This is a genomic window from Pseudomonas sp. CFBP 13719 (assembly GCF_014842095.1).
Taxonomy (GTDB): Bacteria; Pseudomonadota; Gammaproteobacteria; order Pseudomonadales; family Pseudomonadaceae; genus Aquipseudomonas.
Genome location: NZ_JACYVB010000008.1, coordinates 1 through 14995, shown reverse-complemented (window position 1 = coordinate 14995; position 14995 = coordinate 1). Strand labels below are relative to the sequence as shown.

The window sequence follows — 14995 nt, the reverse complement described above, 5'->3', positions numbered from 1 at the left end:
AATTCCAAGCGCTTGATTTAATGGCAAATATGCCGATGGCACGGGCCTTGCGAAGGCTCTTGGGTCCGGGTGACAAGGAGTACGGCATGAGCCGCACCTATTATGATGAGATGTACGATGCCGATGGCCAAGTTCGCCCGCATTACCGGGAGTTCGCCCGTTGGTTGGCCGATACGCCGCAGGAATTGCTTGCCCAGCGTCGACGCGAGGCCGATTTGTTGTTTCATCGAGCCGGCATCACCTTCACCTTGTACGGCGACGAGCAGGGCACCGAACGGCTGATTCCCTTCGACACCATTCCACGCAGTATTCCTGCCAGCGAATGGCGCATCGTGGAGCGTGGCTGTATCCAGCGCGTCAAGGCGTTGAACATGTTCCTCGCCGACCTGTATCACGACCAGCGCATCATCAAGGCCGGGATCATCCCTGCCGAGCAGGTGCTGGCGAACGAGCAGTATCAGTTGGCAATGCAGGGTCTGGACTTGCACCGCGACATCTATTCGCACATCTCCGGGGTCGACCTGGTGCGCGACGGTGACGGTTCCTACTACGTGCTGGAAGACAACCTGCGCACGCCCAGTGGCGTGAGCTACATGCTCGAAGACCGCAAGATGATGATGCGGCTGTTTCCCGAGCTGTTCGCCGCGCAGCGCATCGCTCCCGTGGATCACTACCCCAATCTGCTGCTCGATACCCTGAAAAGCTCCAGCGCGATCGACAACCCCAGCGTGGTGGTGCTGACCCCGGGCCGGTTCAACAGTGCGTTCTTCGAACACGCCTTCCTGGCGCGCGAAATGGGCGTAGAGCTGGTGGAAGGGGCGGACCTGTTCGTGCGTGACGATAAAGTGTTCATGCGCACCACCGACGGACCCAAGCCGGTGGACGTGATCTATCGCCGCCTGGACGACGCCTTCCTCGATCCATTGGCTTTCAACCCCGATTCCATGCTCGGCGTACCGGGCCTGCTGGCCGCGTATCGCTCCGGAAACGTGGTACTGGCCAACGCCATCGGCACCGGTGTGGCCGACGACAAGTCGGTCTACCCCTTCGTTACCGACATGATCCGCTTCTACCTGGATGAAGAACCCATCCTCAAGAACGTGCCGACCTGGCAATGCCGCAAGCCTTCGGAGCTGTCCCACGTGCTGGCCAACCTGCCTGATCTGGTGGTCAAGGAAACCCAAGGCTCGGGTGGTTACGGCATGTTGGTAGGCCCTTGCGCGAGTGCCGCCGAGATCGAAAACTTCCGGGCGCGCCTCAAGGCCCGACCCCATGCCTACATCGCCCAACCCACATTGTCGTTGTCGACCTGCCCGACCTTCGTCGAGAACGGCATCGCACCGCGTCATATCGACCTTCGCCCCTTCGTCCTGGCTGGCCGTGAAACCCGCGTCGTGCCTGGCGGCCTGACCCGCGTGGCATTGCGTGAAGGCTCGCTGGTGGTGAATTCGTCGCAGGGCGGCGGGACCAAAGACACCTGGGTGGTCGAGGATTAAGGATGCCTGCCAATGCTAAGTAGAACTGCCTCTGATCTGTATTGGATGTCGCGCTATCTGGAGCGCGTCGAAAACCTGGCGCGCATGCTCGATGTCAGCTATTCACTGTCGTTGATGCCACAGGATGGCCGCGGTGACGGCCTGGACGAAATCGCCATGCCGCTGTTGATCACCGGCACCCTGGAAGACTACCTGGAACGTCACGGCCAGCTGCATGCCGAGCGCCTGCTGCATTTCTTCGCCCTGGATCCGGCCAATCCGGCCAGCATCTACAGCTGCCTGGGTGCGGCACGGGCCAGCGCCCATGCGGTGCGCGGCCGCATCACCGCCGACATGTGGGAGAACATCAACTCCACCTGGCTGGAGATCCGCGGGATAGCCGAGCAGGGTGTGGGCCGCTACGGCATGAGCCGCTTCTGTGATTGGGTCAAGGAGCGCGCCCACCTGTTCCGCGGGGCTACCTACGGCACCCTGATGCGCAACGATGCGTTCCGCTTCATTCGCCTGGGCACCTTCATCGAGCGCGCCGACAACACCCTGCGCCTGCTCGACGCGCGTTATGAGATGCTCGGCGACGATGCCTATTCGGTCGACGACAGCTCGGCCCGTGGTTACTACCAGTGGAGTGCGCTGCTGCGCGCGCTGTCGAGCTTCGAGGCCTACACCGAAATCTATCGCGATGCCCCGGCCGCCAAGCCGGTGGCCGAACTGTTGCTGCTGCGCGCCGACGTGCCGCGCTCGCTGCGCGCATGTACCGAGGAGATCAACCAGATTCTCGCCGACCTGCCCGGCGCCAACGGTCGCCCGGCCCAGCGCCTGGCTGCCGAACTGGATGCGCGCCTGCGCTATACCGGCATCGACGAGATCCTCGACGAGGGCCTGCACGAGTGGTTGAACGAACAGATCCCGCTGGTGCGCCAGTTGGGCAATGCGATCCACAGCGCCTATCTGGAGGCTGTATGAGGCTTAACATCAGTCACGAAACCGCCTATCACTACGATGACGAGGTGCGCGCCAGCATCCAGTACCTGCGCCTTACGCCGCATGACAGCGAACGCCAGCGCATTCTCAGCTGGCAGCTCGACCTGCCGCGCCCGGTGCGCGCTCAGCTCGATCCGTTCGGCAACATCCTGCATGTGCTGACCCTGGACGACCCGCACGACGCGATCATCATCGGCGCGCGCGGTCAGGTCGAGATCGACGAGACCCGCGAGGCCGAACACGAGACACAGTCTCCGTTGCCGTTCCTGCGTTTTACCCGGCTGACCGAGGCCGACGACGCCTTGCGTGCCTTTGCCGCCGAGCAGTGCCACACGCGGCGCGACCGCAATGGCCTGATCGACCTGATGCAGGGCCTGCACCAGCACATCACCTACACCAGCGGTGCGACGGCCGTGGACACCTGTGCCGCGCAAGCCTTCGCCAGCGGCGCCGGGGTCTGTCAGGACCACACCCATGCCTTTCTTGCCTGTGCCCGCAGCCTGGGCGTGCCAGCGCGCTATGCGTCCGGCTACCTGTTTACCGAGGACACCGAGCACATGGCCAGCCACGCCTGGGCTGAAGCCTGGCTCGACGATGCCTGGTACAGCTTCGATGTGACCAACCAGTTGGCGCGTCCGGAACGCCACTTGAAACTGGCGATAGGCCTGGACTACCTGGATGCCTGCCCGGTGCGCGGCATGCGTCGCGGTGGCGGTTTCGAGCAGATGCACGCCAAGGTACTGGTCGCACCGAGCGCACCTGTGGTCAGCGTGGCTACTTCGCCGCAGTCCCAGAGCCAGACCCAGGGCTAGATCCGAGAGCGGTCTGCAGGCTGGCCGCAAAGCCTCAACTGAACAGCCTGCCCAGATTGGGCAGGATCAGCACCAGCGTCATGGTGAACACGATGAGTCCGGCCTGGCGGATCTTTGGATGTTTGAACATGGCAGACTGCCTATGAGTTATGTTCTTCCTGGCGCCAACCCATGCTGCAACCTTGGTTGAGCTTGGCGAAAAGGTGCACCCCCCCACGACTCGATGTGCCCATACGGCCGCATCAATAGTCATGCTTTTACCTTAGAACCCTTGATTGACGGGGCTTAGAACGCTTTGCCACGGTAAACGGGGTCGTCTCGATCAAACTCGACTAAGGAACTCTTTTGCCGATTTTGAACATGCCGTGCTAGACGCCCAAGAAGGCAAATGCAAGCTCGGCGGTGTGAATTACCGTTCATCGGGCAAATCCGGCGCAGCTTCACTTGCCAGCCAGCGCCGATAACGGGCAGGCTTGCTACCTGCGATCCCTCTCCATCGAGTGACCTATGACCCTCAACATCTGCATCCTGGAAACCGACGTCCTGCGGCCCGAACTGGTCGAGCAATACCATGGCTACGGCCGCATGTTCGAAACGCTGTTCGCCAGCCAGCCCATTCCTGCCAAGTTCACCGTGTTCAACGTAATGAACGGTGAATACCCACCGGCCGATGCCCACTACGACGCGTATCTGGTCACCGGTAGCAAGGCTGACTCCTTTGCCACCGACCCGTGGATCGAAACGCTCAAGACGTTTCTGCTGGAGCGCTACCAGCGCGGCGACAAGCTGCTCGGCATCTGCTTTGGCCATCAGTTGCTGGCGCTGCTGCTGGGCGGCAGGGCAGAGCGCGCGACGCAAGGCTGGGGCGTGGGCACCCATGAATACAGCCTGGCCAGCCGTGCGTCCTGGATGAGTCCGGAAGTCGAAACGTTGACCCTGCTGATCAGCCATCAAGACCAGGTGACGTCGCTGCCGCAGAACGCATCGGTCGTGGCGTCGAGCGAATTCTGCCCGTTCGCGGCCTATCAGATCGGTGATCAGGTCCTGTGTTTCCAGGGGCATCCGGAATTCATCCACGACTATTCCAGAGCGCTGCTCGACATTCGTCAGCAGCACCTGGGCGAGCCGGTGTATCAGAAAGCCATTGCCAGCCTGGACCGTGATCACCACGGCATCACCGTGGCTGAGTGGATGATGCGTTTCGTCGCGCAAGGCACCCCGCCCGCGGCGTGACGGCCGTGCCGTGGGGCAGGGTCGGACAGCGCGCGGCTACAGCCAGCCAGCGCGCTTGAAGCCGGCGAACAGGCCGCTGCAGCCGGACGCGATGACCCCCAGCACGATGTAGTAGCCGTAGTGCCAGGTCAGCTCCGGCATGTTTTCGAAGTTCATCCCGTAGATACCGGCGACGGCCGTGGGAAACGCCAGGATCGCCGCCCAGGCGGCAAACTTGCGCTGGGTCAGGCTTTGCCGCGACGACTCCAGCAGCAGGCCGATCTCGATGGTCTGCGTGGCGATGTCGCTCATGGTTGCCAGGTCCTCCATCTGCCGGTTCACATGAATCTGCACGTCGCGGAAATAGGGGCGCATGTTCTTGTCGATGAAGGGGAAATCCAGCCGCTGCAGCTCTTCGCTGATCTCGACCATGGGCGCCACGTAGCGGCGCATGCGCAGCAGTTCGCGGCGCAGCCCGTGCAGGTGCTGGATATCGGCTTCGTTGAGTGAGCCACCGAGCACGCGGCGCTCCAGCGATTCGATTTCGCAGTGAATGGTCTCACTGACCGGTTGGTAATTCTCGGTGACGAAATCGAGCAGAGCGTAGAGCACGAAATCTTCGCCGTGATCGAGCAGCAATGGTCGCGCTTCGCAACGCTTGCGCACCGAGGCGTAGGAGGCCGAGTGACCGTTACGGCAAGTGATGATGTAGCCGCGTCCGGCGAAGATATGGGTCTCGACGAACTCGACTTTGCCGTCTCGACGGATCGGCGAATAGGTCACGATGAACAGTGCATCGCCGAAGGTTTCGAGTTTGGGTCGACTGTGCACCTCGAGGGCGTCTTCGATGGCCAGCTCATGCAGGTCGAACTGTTTCTGCAGTTGGCTCATCTGTTCGGCGTCGGGCTGTTCCAGGCCGATCCATACGAAATGCCCCGGACGCCGCGCCCATTGCGCGCCGTCGTCGAGGCTGATGTCGGTAATCTTCTTGCCCGCGCTGTATACCGCGGCGGCGACCACTCGGCCCATGATGCTCACTTCTTCGATTGGCAGGGCGACCCGGTATGGGCCTGCTGTGGATAGGAGTGTTCCGGCGCGGCGCAGTTCGCGGTTCAGTTCATCGATCGCGCATTGCACTGCACAGCGGGCTGCTCACGCCCGCCACGAAGACCCAACGTGTGGGCAATGTTCCCTACCGCTTGTACTGACGCTTCTTAGAAGCCTTGCTCTTGGTCAGTCCGGATGGCTTCGTCCAAGGTCTCCAGGAACGCTTTGCGTGCCTTCAGCTTGGTCCTGGCATGGGCCTTCATGTTGAGCTTCTGCAGGCGTTGCGCCGCAGCGAGGGCAGCGGCCTGCAACTGCTCGGGCGGCACCACCTCATCGAGAAAACCGGCCTGCAACGCCCCGGCAGGATCGAACATTTCCGCACCGATCACCGAGCGCTGGAAGGCTGAACGGCGCAGGCGATCCCTGGCCAGCTCGATGCCGGCGTGGTGCATGGTCATGCCGATCTGCACCTCGTTCAAACCGATATGGAACGGGCCTTCCACGCCGATCCGGTAATCGGCCGACAGCAGCAGGAACGCACCCTTGGCCACGGCGTGTCCCGGGCAGGCCACGATGACCGGGAACGGATGGCTCAACAGCCGGCGGGCGAGGGTAGAGCCTTGGGTAACCAGACTGATCGCATTCTCCGGGCTCGAGGTCATGACCTTGAGGTCGTAACCTGCGGAAAGAATGCCGGGTTGACCGGTGATGACCACCACGGCGCGCGCCTCTACGGCCTGATCCAGAGCCTCGTTGAACGCCGCGATGACGGCAGGCGAGATGGCGTTCACCTTGCCGTTGTTCAGGGTCAGGGTGACGATGCCGCCCTCGAGTTGGTAATCGATCAGCTCACTCATACCGGTATTCCTTGTCGTGTTGTGGCGCCGACGTTACCCAGCCTTGCCGGCCGGGTAAAGCGCCGTGACTGACTGGCCGGTCACGCTGACAGGCCCGAGGGAATTCGGCGCTGGGCTTAAGCGCATGAAAAACTTGCAAAAAAGCTTTGCCATCACGAACGCTATCGACTACATTAGCGCGCCTCGACACACCGAACAGGTGCGCCGAGAAACGGTGAAGTGTCCGAGTGGCTGAAGGAGCACGCCTGGAAAGTGTGTATACAGGAAACTGTATCAAGGGTTCGAATCCCTTCTTCACCGCCACTTTCTACTGAAAAGCTCCGTTTTGCGGGGCTTTTTTGTGTCTGGCTGTTTTTGTTCCCCCATCTGTTCAACCCATTCCCATGCGCACTGACAGCGCCGAGCGCCTTCTTTTTTGTCGTCAAACCAGGCGAACTCAAGATCGAGTGCTAAAGGTGACATCGGTCACCTTTAGCCAGGTGGAGATGTAGGCGTGCGCTGCGTGAAACAGCAGTCTCGCGTGGCGTGAAACATGAGGGGCCTTCTTTTACTGCAGCAGTATGAAGGCCACGTGTTCTGTGGGCAAAGCTAGGCAATCGAATCTATATCCAATTGGTAGGGCGCTCCTACGGTATGGCCTCCCGTAATGGCTGCTATCGCCCGCTCATCGTCGTTTGCTGTTGGCGGGGCCATCGCCAGCTGCTCCTGCCTTCTGTTCTCCGCATGAGCTCTCCAACGAGACAAATCGTCTTCAATCAGTTCGGGTAATCCCGCGAATAAACCATACACATCAGACTCACGAATACGGTCATTGCGTAATATGCTCAGTCGCGTCCGCGTGGTTTCTATGTTGTCGTATTCTTTTTGAAGAGCGGCCTTCTCCGCTGCTTTCGTACCTTTAAATCTTTCAGAGCTTGCTGCCAGGCGGCTCTCAAAGGTGAGCAATTGCCGCTTGGCGTCCTTTAATGCCTCATCCACCTGTTCAAACTCATCATCAGTCACCAGGGAGCAATTGGAATCCAAAGCCTCCTGCCAGCGGCGTAGGCTGGCCCAACAGTTTGGAATGTAGCTGACGACCATCTTGTGGTTGGCATTATCAATTACTTGTCGCAAGAATGAGCCGCGGTCCGGCAGGCCGGCGGTTGCCTTTAGCGCTTTGGCACAGCCGTGGTCGTTGATGGTGCTGCAACCTGGCTTCCAGAGGATCGAGGACTTCACGCCTGCATCAAAGTAGACGGGCATAAAGTGTCGCAGTTTGCCGTGGTGAGTGTAGGGCTCGCCGAAGATGTTTATCATGCCCAACACAAACGATGAGACCCCGATAGCCGGGTTCAGTACCGTAACGACACCCTGTGCGATGTACTCTCGCTTGGTGGACGTATTCATCCATGTCGATGGAACGCTTGGCACAGGGTCGTTGTGGTTGACGATGCGGTGGTGTATCAGGGGCTCAGCGCCCTCAGCGAAGGCTTTGTCACCGGCCCGTGGAGCGCCGTAGGTGTAAAGCAGAATGTCTGCTGCATACCGTTTGTTACGTCGTAGCATTTCAGACATTATCAAGGCAATCGCCCCGCCCAGGCTGTGCCCGGTGATGACCAGCTTTTGTCCGCTGTAAAATCTGTCCAGATAGCTGACTGCAAAATCATAGGCTACCTTGGCCGCACCATAAAATCCGTTATGCACCTTGCCAGGCCCTTGCTCAAAAGGCACTTGAGTCGCATCCATGTCTCGCAGCGCATCCGCCCCACTGGCGGTGCCCCGTATCGAGATCAAAATCAGCGTCTCGTGGTGAGTGATGAAGGCTTGGGTATCAGTACGCTCTCCAGATGCGCTGTCGTCAAAAGCGTGAATGCTGGCCGGATTCTCCTGTTTTTCACCCAGGCTGGGGCTATTAACCTCCGAGTACAGCTCTGGGTCGAAGGGCACCACTTCCAGGCGCTTGGAGTACGGCACCTCCTCATACAACGGGTAATACGCCTTTCCCCCCGCCTGGGCCGCGTCGACCTGCCAAAGCTCGTCAAATTTTGACAGAGCATCACCAAACCAATTACCGATGCTCGGCTGCAAGGGAAAGCTAACTGTGTCGGTTTCTACCGGATGAAAGGGGGGTTGCTGAGCAAAGTCGCTATAGCTCAGCGTCGACATCAGCGCGAGTTGGTAGAGGTTGAGCGCGCAGAAATCATTGCTTGGCGAGAGCATTGGGCGCAGGGCGCGCAGCGGGCGTACCTCCAGCACGGTGTGCCGGTTCGGCATCAGGGCGACACCTCGTGGTGTGCGTGCAGACGGTGCAAACCCCAGCTCCGCCACGGCCAAACTTTCTGGCGGGACGCCAGTGTCCTTCCCACCCTCTAAACAGCCGGTCTGCTGGACCTTAGAGCTTTTTGCCTGCGACTCCGGCCGAAATAACGAAAATACATAGATGTTAGGTGGAAACCGACGCTCCACTATAGGCGGCAGATGCGCCACATGGTCTACCAGTTCACGCACTTCGACCTGGTAAAAGGTATTGGCTTCGTTCTTTGCCGGATTGGTATCTGTACGGGCGCCAGACTTATTGAAAAAACGGGTTTTTTCGGCGCGCACCTGCAGCTCAGTGATCGGCAGCGGGTAATGCTCTCGTTCTTTTAAACGCACATATGTCTTATCTTGTCCTTCATAGGGCTGATTCAGTTTTAGCACTACAGGGCCACAATAATGATTGTCCACCTTGCCGGAGCCGGTGTCGTCCAGCTTGCCGGTGTAGACCATATTTTCGTAGTCGGTGACCACATACGCCAAGCCGGCATAGGACTTGCCGTCACCCAGTTCATCCACCAACTGAAAGCTGGTCGAGTGCCCGCGCAGCGGGCAGGTATGGATACGACCATCAAAAGACGGTTTGTCGCTCTCTTTTAGGGAAGCAAGGCTCATGGATTCACCTCCTTGTTTTCGGTGCAGCCGGGATAGATGGTGCAGACGCGTTCATCCACCATTTTGAAGGTGCTGAAATCAGTGTGATTACCAAAACAAAATGCGTCCTGGTCTTCAAAACTTTCGCCCATACAACGTTTCCAGCCTCCAGGCACCTTTACCCAGGTATCGCCCATGTAGGGTTTCTCCTCATCAGCCAGCTTGATCTTCAGCTTCACCGTTTTGCCTGGTAACTGATCAAGGGTGTAGGCGGCAAATGGCTTGCCTCGCGTAACGTTGCCCTGGGCATCGGTGTTTTTGCAGTAGAGAATTTTGGTTATGTAGCGCTTGGGGCCAATCGTGCGGAAAAACCACTGACACTGCCCGGAAAACTGACTTTCGCCAGCAGCATCGAACGTGCCCTTGTCGTGAGCGTCGAGATAATCCCGCACCGCGATAAACCCGGAATCACGGCTGAAGTCGCCTCGGTCTTTCCCGTAGGACGCGTTGATCTGAAGCTCTATGCTGTACAGCATCAACTCGCAACCTTTACGGGTGCGGTGTATTTCTATCTGTGCATCGGGTTTGTATTCAGTTCTCCACTCCCGGTTGAACTGAGACTTTCGGTTGTCACGTTTGTCTAGTTTGCAGGACTGCCCGGGTGCTGGAACGTAGGTCGCTAATGCCATATAAGCAAAGCCCGGAGGCAAGTCGGCGGTAAAGGTAAAGGTGTTGGACTTTCCAACGGCTGAGCAGCCGACGGTCAGGGCCAGGCAACTGCCAAGAATCAAACTGTGAATGACGCGTGTCATACGGGGGCATCTCCCTGCCAATACAACGTTTCCTGATAAACCCGATCAAAGTGTATCGCCGGGGTTTCGTGTGGCTGGGATAGCCAAGATTTTGGTGGGGCGTAATCCGACGCCTGTAAGCTATGCATCAGCAAAAAACCACTGCCTTTCAAGGTTGCAAGGCTCATGGAGTCACCTCCTTGTTTTCGGTGCAGCCGGGATAAATGGTGCAGACGCGTTCATCCACCATTTTGAAAGTGCTGAAGTCTTTGTAATTGCCATAGCAAAAGGCATATTGATCTTCAAAGTTGTCGCCCATACAACGCTTCCAGCCTCCAGGCACCTTGACCCAGGTGTCGCCGATAGCGGGCTTTTCCTCATCAGCCAGCTTGATCTTGAGTTTGATGGTTTTGCCTGGTAGCTGATCAAGGGTGTAGGCGGCAAACGGCTTGCCTCGCGTAACGTTGCCCTGGGCGTCGGTGTTTTTGCAGTAGAGGATTTTTCTTAGGATTCGAGTTTTACCCGAGGTCCGGAAAAACCACTGACACTGCCCGGAAAACTGACTTTCACCAGTAGCATTGAAGGTGCCCTTGTCGTGAGCGTCGAGATAATCCCGCACCGCGATAAACCCGGAATCACGGCTGAAGTCGCCTCGGTCTTTCCCGTAGGACGCGTTGATCTGAAGCTCTATGCTGTACAGCATCAACTCGCAACCTTTACGGGTGCGGTGTATTTCTATCTGTGCATCGGGTTTGTATTCAGTTCTCCACTCCCGGTTGAACTGTGATTTTAGGTTGTCACGTTTGTCTAGTTTGCAGGACTGCCCGGGTGCGGGAACGTAGGTCGCTAATGCCATATAAGCAAAGCCCGGAGGCAAGTCGGCGGTAAAGGTAAAGGTGTTGGACTTTCCAACGGCTGAGCAGCCAACAATTAGGGCAAGGCAACTGCCAATAATCAAACTGTGAAAGACGCGTTTCATACCGGGGTATCTCCCTGCCAATACCGCGTTTCCTGATAAACCCGATCAAAGTGTATCGCCGGGGTTTCCTGTGGCTGGGATAGCCAAGATTTTGGTGAGGCGTAATCCGATGCCTGTAAGCTATGCATCAGCAACAAACCGCTGCCTTTCAAGGTTGCAAGGCTCATGGAGTCACCTCTTTGTTTTCGGTGCAGCCGGGATAAATGGTGCAGACGCGTTCATCCACCATTTTGAAAGTGCTGAAGTCTTTGTAATTGCCATAGCAAAAGGCATATTGATCTTCAAAGTTGTCGCCCATACAACGCTTCCAGCCTCCAGGCACCTTGACCCAGGTGTCGCCGATAGCGGGCTTTTCCTCATCAGCCAGCTTGATCTTGAGTTTGATGGTTTTGCCTGGTAGCTGATCAGGGGTGTAGGCGGCAAACGGCTTGCCTCGCGTAACGTTGCCCTGAGCATCGGTGTTTTTGCAGTAGAGGATTTTGGTTATGTAGCGCTTGGGGCCAATCGTGCGGAAAAACCACTGACACTGCCCGGAAAACTGACTTTCACCAGTAGCATCGAAGGTGCCCTTGTCGTGAGCGTCGAGATAATCCCGTACTGCGATAAACCCGGAATCACCGCCAGAGTCCCCGAAGTGTTTTCCGTACACCCCGTTGATTTCAAGGTCGATACTGTGCAACACCAACTCGCACCCTTTACGGGTGCGGCTTATTTCAATCTGCGCATCAGGCTTGTATTCAGTCCACCACTCCCGGTTGAACTGAGACTTCAGGTTGTCACGTTTGTCTAGTTTGCAGGACTGCCCGGGTGCGGGAACGTAGGTCGCTAATGCCATATAAGCAAAGCCCGGAGGCAAGTCGGCGGTAAAGGTAAAGGTGTTGGACTTTCCGACGGCTGAGCAGCCAACAATTAGGGCAAGGCAACTGCCGATAATCAAACTGTGAATGACGCGTGTCATACGGGGGCATCTCCCTGCCAATACAGCGTTTCCTGATAAACCCGGTCAAAGTGCATCGTTGGAGTTTCGTTTGGCTGGGGTAGCCAGGTCTTGGGTGGGGTGTAACCCGACGCCTGCAAGCTTTGCGTCATCAAAAAATGAATGCTGTCGGGTTCTTGCCAGCCCCAGGAGTGCGCCAGGTCGAGCTGGCCGCGTAACCAGGTATCAATGTCTTGCTGCTGGGCCAGATCGAGCAACTTATCGGTGTGTTCGCGGACCAGGTAACGGCGCGTATTGTCGAACTGAATGCTCTTGAATGTGGCTTCTGGCGTAGGGGTATGACTCCAGGCGGGGTCTGTCGGCAGGGCATGAACACCAGGATTAGGGTTATCGGTGACCGTCCAATGCTCAGCCTGCCAGTAACACACGCTGGTCATGAGGCCGAGGTAGTCCGCACGCTGCTCGGGTTGCAGATAGGCCAGTGCACGCCCCAGTACGCGGTTGTCGTGAAAGCGATAAAGCGCTTGATTCGGGCGCTCACCCGTCACCAGACGGTTCTGCCAATGCGTGGTCAACGCATCGAGGTCGGAGCTTGCAGCGCTCGCAAGCCAACCCCAGTGACGGTCTGGGGTATTGAGCAGGGCCCGAAGGACCGGATGTTCTGGTGCGGCTAAGTGAAATAGGTAGGGTGCAACGTTCGCCAATGAGTCAGCAGGTGTACCCATATACAAGTTGCGGTACCGGTCAACTCCAAGTTCACTGACCAGCGTATTGCGTTCCTCGAGTTGGCCATCAGAGTCCAGTACCAAGTAAAGGTGTCGTCCCTGCTTGGTTTGCCCCTGTAGCCATTGTTCAAGGGTATTCATGCACTTTCTCCAATGCTGCATAGGCCGTCGTGACAGGCCTCGCAGAGCGGGCAGTAGTCGGCTGCTTGCTGCTTGGCGGCGATCAAGGGGGACAGTGGATTAGCGATAATCGCCTGTGGTGCGCCGGTCAGCGCCTGTGCGGCTTGAAGCGAAGGAATACCTGCTACGGGCGCACCTCCCTGGACGATGGGCACGCTACTGAAAATCCCTCCTGCGGTGATGAGGATGTGCTGGCCACCGGCCTGCAGCGTCAAGCTCATTCCGGCATTGATCACCACGTTGGCGGCGGAGACATGGGCCTGTGTACCGGCCTGAATCACCAGCGTACCGTCTGCCGTAGTGCTGCTGTTACCGGTGATGCTGATCAGTTCGTTACCACCGATCACCGTGTTACGCAGACCTTGGGTGGTGTGCAGTTCGTCACCCTTGATCAAGCTGGAACTGTTGTTGTCCACTTGCTCAAAGCGGTCATTCCTGATCAGGCTGTGACTGTTGCGAGTAATTTGCTCGCTACGGTCGTTACCGATCTTGGTGTCGCTGTCGTTGAGGATCACCTGCTCCATGTCGCGCTGAGCACGTAGGTAAATCAACTCCTGGCCACTGCGGTCTTCAATTGATAACTCGTTGTAGCCACCGCTGGCGGGCGAGCTTTGGCTACGCAGGACTGTTTTGGTTTTGTTCGCGGGCAACGGGTAGGGCACAGGCGTGACTTTGTTGGGCACGCAACCGGTAATCAACGGATTGTCGGGATTACCTTCCAGGTAGGTCACCACCACTTCCATCCCGATGCGCGGGATGGTCACCGCACCAAAACTGTCTCCCGCCCAACTGGATGACACCCGTAGCCAGCAACTGCTCTTGTCGCTACCCAGTTCGGCGCGATCCCAATGGAACTCGACTTTCACCCGCCCGTACTCATCGCAGAAGATTTCTTCCCCTGCAGGACCGGTGACTCGGGCAGTCTGACTGACCAATACCGACTTACGCGTGACCAATGGGGGGCGGTAGAACACGTCCCAGGGGATCGCGCTGAAGCTGTTGCGGTAACCTTGAGTGAAACCGTCTTGCGGCTTGACGTCGCTGGTGATCGCTTCCTCCAGTGACTGAGGCTGCTTACCCTCGTGCGTTACACGGAGCAGCAGCCACAATTCGTTGCACGGCTGACGCGGGTGTTCAATCAGGTCGAAGAAGTGGCCACTGCGCAAGGTTGGCTGGTCGCTCTTACCCTCGGCCAACTGGTAGTCGGTACGGTGCCGCTCCAGGGCCTGCCGGGCAATCTGTTTGCCGAGCTTTTCATTTTCGATCAGCGTCGGGTAACGGTAGTCTTCGAGAGCAGGGGTGAACTCGGCAGTGAATTGGCTTTCCAGCAACTGGCTTGGGCGTTTTAAATCATAGCCCCGGCGGGTGGTTGTGCTGGTTCGGGTGCTGAAGCGCATGGAGAACTGGCTGACGACCGGGTGATCCGCAGCCAGGCCAGAACCTTGCTGATACGGCGTTTCACCCAGCTTGGGGAAATAGGTCTGATCATCAGTGAATACCAACAGATGGCCATCCTGGCTGTGTTGGTGGTGCCACGAAATTCCATCTTCACTGCACACCCTCTGGATAAACTCGAAGTCGTTTTCACCGTATTGAGTGCAGTATTCGCGCGCTGGGCTGGTGCTGACATTAAAGGTAAACGCATCGGCCTGGATGCCATGTTTGTTGAGTACCTGGGCGACGATTTGCGGCACCGTCAGGTGCTGAAAGATCCGCTGGTTGTGGCTGAACTGCAAATAGTGCAGAGCAGGCACCAAAGTCAGGTGATACCGGGTCAGCCGTTTACCGGCCTCGCCGACGAACACATCTTCGATGCGGCCATGTATACCTTCGCCATTCAGGCCGAACTGGAGAAAAGCCGGCTGACTGAGCAGGCTTTCCAGATCGAAATCTGGGGATTCACTGACGAGTTCAACCTGAATCACATACAAGCTGCTGATGGTTTCGGTGCCCTTGAAGGCCAGCACTTTGAAATCGTTGCGAACAGAGGGGATCAGTAACGTGAAATGTGCAGCATTGGCCGCCGCGAACATACGCTTATCCTTAGCTGAGAGAGGAGGCAAAACGCGACGCCCACCTTAGACGTAAT

At 57.8% G+C, this 14995-nt stretch carries 14 protein-coding genes and 1 tRNA gene; 5 read left to right on the top strand and 10 right to left on the bottom strand.

Going from position 1 to position 14995, the window contains the following annotated elements; all coding sequences use genetic code 11:
* Positions 1-86: 86 nt before the first annotated feature.
* From IFT57_RS21335 to IFT57_RS21320, 4 genes are all read left to right on the top strand, one after another.
* Positions 87-1496: a circularly permuted type 2 ATP-grasp protein gene (locus IFT57_RS21335; RefSeq protein WP_122476298.1), complete on the top strand. Its 1410-nt coding sequence runs from the start codon at positions 87-89 to the stop codon at positions 1494-1496.
* 12 nt (positions 1497-1508) lie between these two features.
* Positions 1509-2459, top strand: a complete 951-nt coding sequence (locus IFT57_RS21330) for an alpha-E domain-containing protein (RefSeq protein ID WP_122476296.1) — start codon at positions 1509-1511, stop codon at positions 2457-2459.
* The gene (locus IFT57_RS21325; RefSeq protein ID WP_192152601.1) at positions 2456-3289 is read left to right on the top strand and encodes a transglutaminase family protein; all 834 of its coding nucleotides are present in this window, start codon (positions 2456-2458) and stop codon (positions 3287-3289) included. Before IFT57_RS21330 ends, IFT57_RS21325 begins: the two co-directional genes overlap by 4 nt.
* A 507-nt stretch (positions 3290-3796) precedes the next feature.
* A complete protein-coding gene (locus IFT57_RS21320) occupies positions 3797-4522 on the top strand; it encodes an amidotransferase (protein ID WP_192152600.1) in 726 nt (241 codons plus the stop codon).
* A gap of 36 nt (positions 4523-4558) precedes the next feature.
* Here the strand turns inward: IFT57_RS21320 and IFT57_RS21315 are convergent, their stop codons facing one another.
* Both IFT57_RS21315 and IFT57_RS21310 read right to left on the bottom strand, forming a co-directional pair.
* Positions 4559-5530: a magnesium and cobalt transport protein CorA gene (locus tag IFT57_RS21315; RefSeq protein WP_122714118.1), complete on the bottom strand. Its 972-nt coding sequence runs from the start codon at positions 5528-5530 to the stop codon at positions 4559-4561.
* 185 nt (positions 5531-5715) lie between these two features.
* Positions 5716-6405: a crotonase/enoyl-CoA hydratase family protein gene (locus IFT57_RS21310; RefSeq protein WP_192152599.1), complete on the bottom strand. Its 690-nt coding sequence runs from the start codon at positions 6403-6405 to the stop codon at positions 5716-5718.
* 213 nt (positions 6406-6618) lie between these two features.
* On the opposite strand from IFT57_RS21310, the gene IFT57_RS21305 reads away from it, so the two are divergent.
* A tRNA-Ser gene (locus IFT57_RS21305) sits at positions 6619-6708 on the top strand.
* A 285-nt stretch (positions 6709-6993) separates the two neighbouring features.
* On the opposite strand, the gene IFT57_RS21300 is transcribed toward IFT57_RS21305, so the two are convergent.
* The 8 genes from IFT57_RS21300 to IFT57_RS21265 are packed head-to-tail and all read right to left on the bottom strand — an operon-like array spanning position 6994 to position 14939.
* Positions 6994-9315 (bottom strand): lipase family protein, encoded by a 2322-nt coding sequence (locus tag IFT57_RS21300; protein ID WP_192152598.1) that lies wholly within the window; start codon positions 9313-9315, stop codon positions 6994-6996.
* A complete protein-coding gene (locus IFT57_RS21295) occupies positions 9312-10106 on the bottom strand; it encodes a hypothetical protein (protein WP_192152597.1) in 795 nt (264 codons plus the stop codon). Before IFT57_RS21295 ends, IFT57_RS21300 begins: the two co-directional genes overlap by 4 nt.
* A complete protein-coding gene (locus IFT57_RS21290) occupies positions 10103-10273 on the bottom strand; it encodes a hypothetical protein (RefSeq protein ID WP_192152596.1) in 171 nt (56 codons plus the stop codon). The genes IFT57_RS21295 and IFT57_RS21290 overlap by 4 nt, the downstream gene beginning before the upstream one ends.
* Complete coding sequence (locus IFT57_RS21285; RefSeq protein ID WP_192152595.1) at positions 10270-11064, bottom strand: hypothetical protein; 795 nt, start codon at positions 11062-11064, stop codon at positions 10270-10272. The genes IFT57_RS21290 and IFT57_RS21285 overlap by 4 nt, the downstream gene beginning before the upstream one ends.
* On the bottom strand, positions 11061-11231 hold the full coding sequence (locus IFT57_RS21280; protein WP_192152594.1) for a hypothetical protein: 171 nt from the start codon (positions 11229-11231) through the stop codon (positions 11061-11063). Before IFT57_RS21280 ends, IFT57_RS21285 begins: the two co-directional genes overlap by 4 nt.
* Positions 11228-12022, bottom strand: coding sequence for a hypothetical protein (locus tag IFT57_RS21275; RefSeq protein WP_192152593.1), 795 nt, complete (start codon positions 12020-12022; stop codon positions 11228-11230). Before IFT57_RS21275 ends, IFT57_RS21280 begins: the two co-directional genes overlap by 4 nt.
* Positions 12019-12867 carry a DUF4123 domain-containing protein gene (locus tag IFT57_RS21270; protein WP_192152592.1) on the bottom strand — a complete coding sequence of 283 codons (849 nt, stop codon included), beginning with the start codon at positions 12865-12867 and terminating at the stop codon, positions 12019-12021. The genes IFT57_RS21275 and IFT57_RS21270 overlap by 4 nt, the downstream gene beginning before the upstream one ends.
* The gene (locus IFT57_RS21265; protein WP_192152591.1) at positions 12864-14939 is read right to left on the bottom strand and encodes a type VI secretion system Vgr family protein; all 2076 of its coding nucleotides are present in this window, start codon (positions 14937-14939) and stop codon (positions 12864-12866) included. Before IFT57_RS21265 ends, IFT57_RS21270 begins: the two co-directional genes overlap by 4 nt.
* Positions 14940-14995 lie beyond the last annotated feature (56 nt).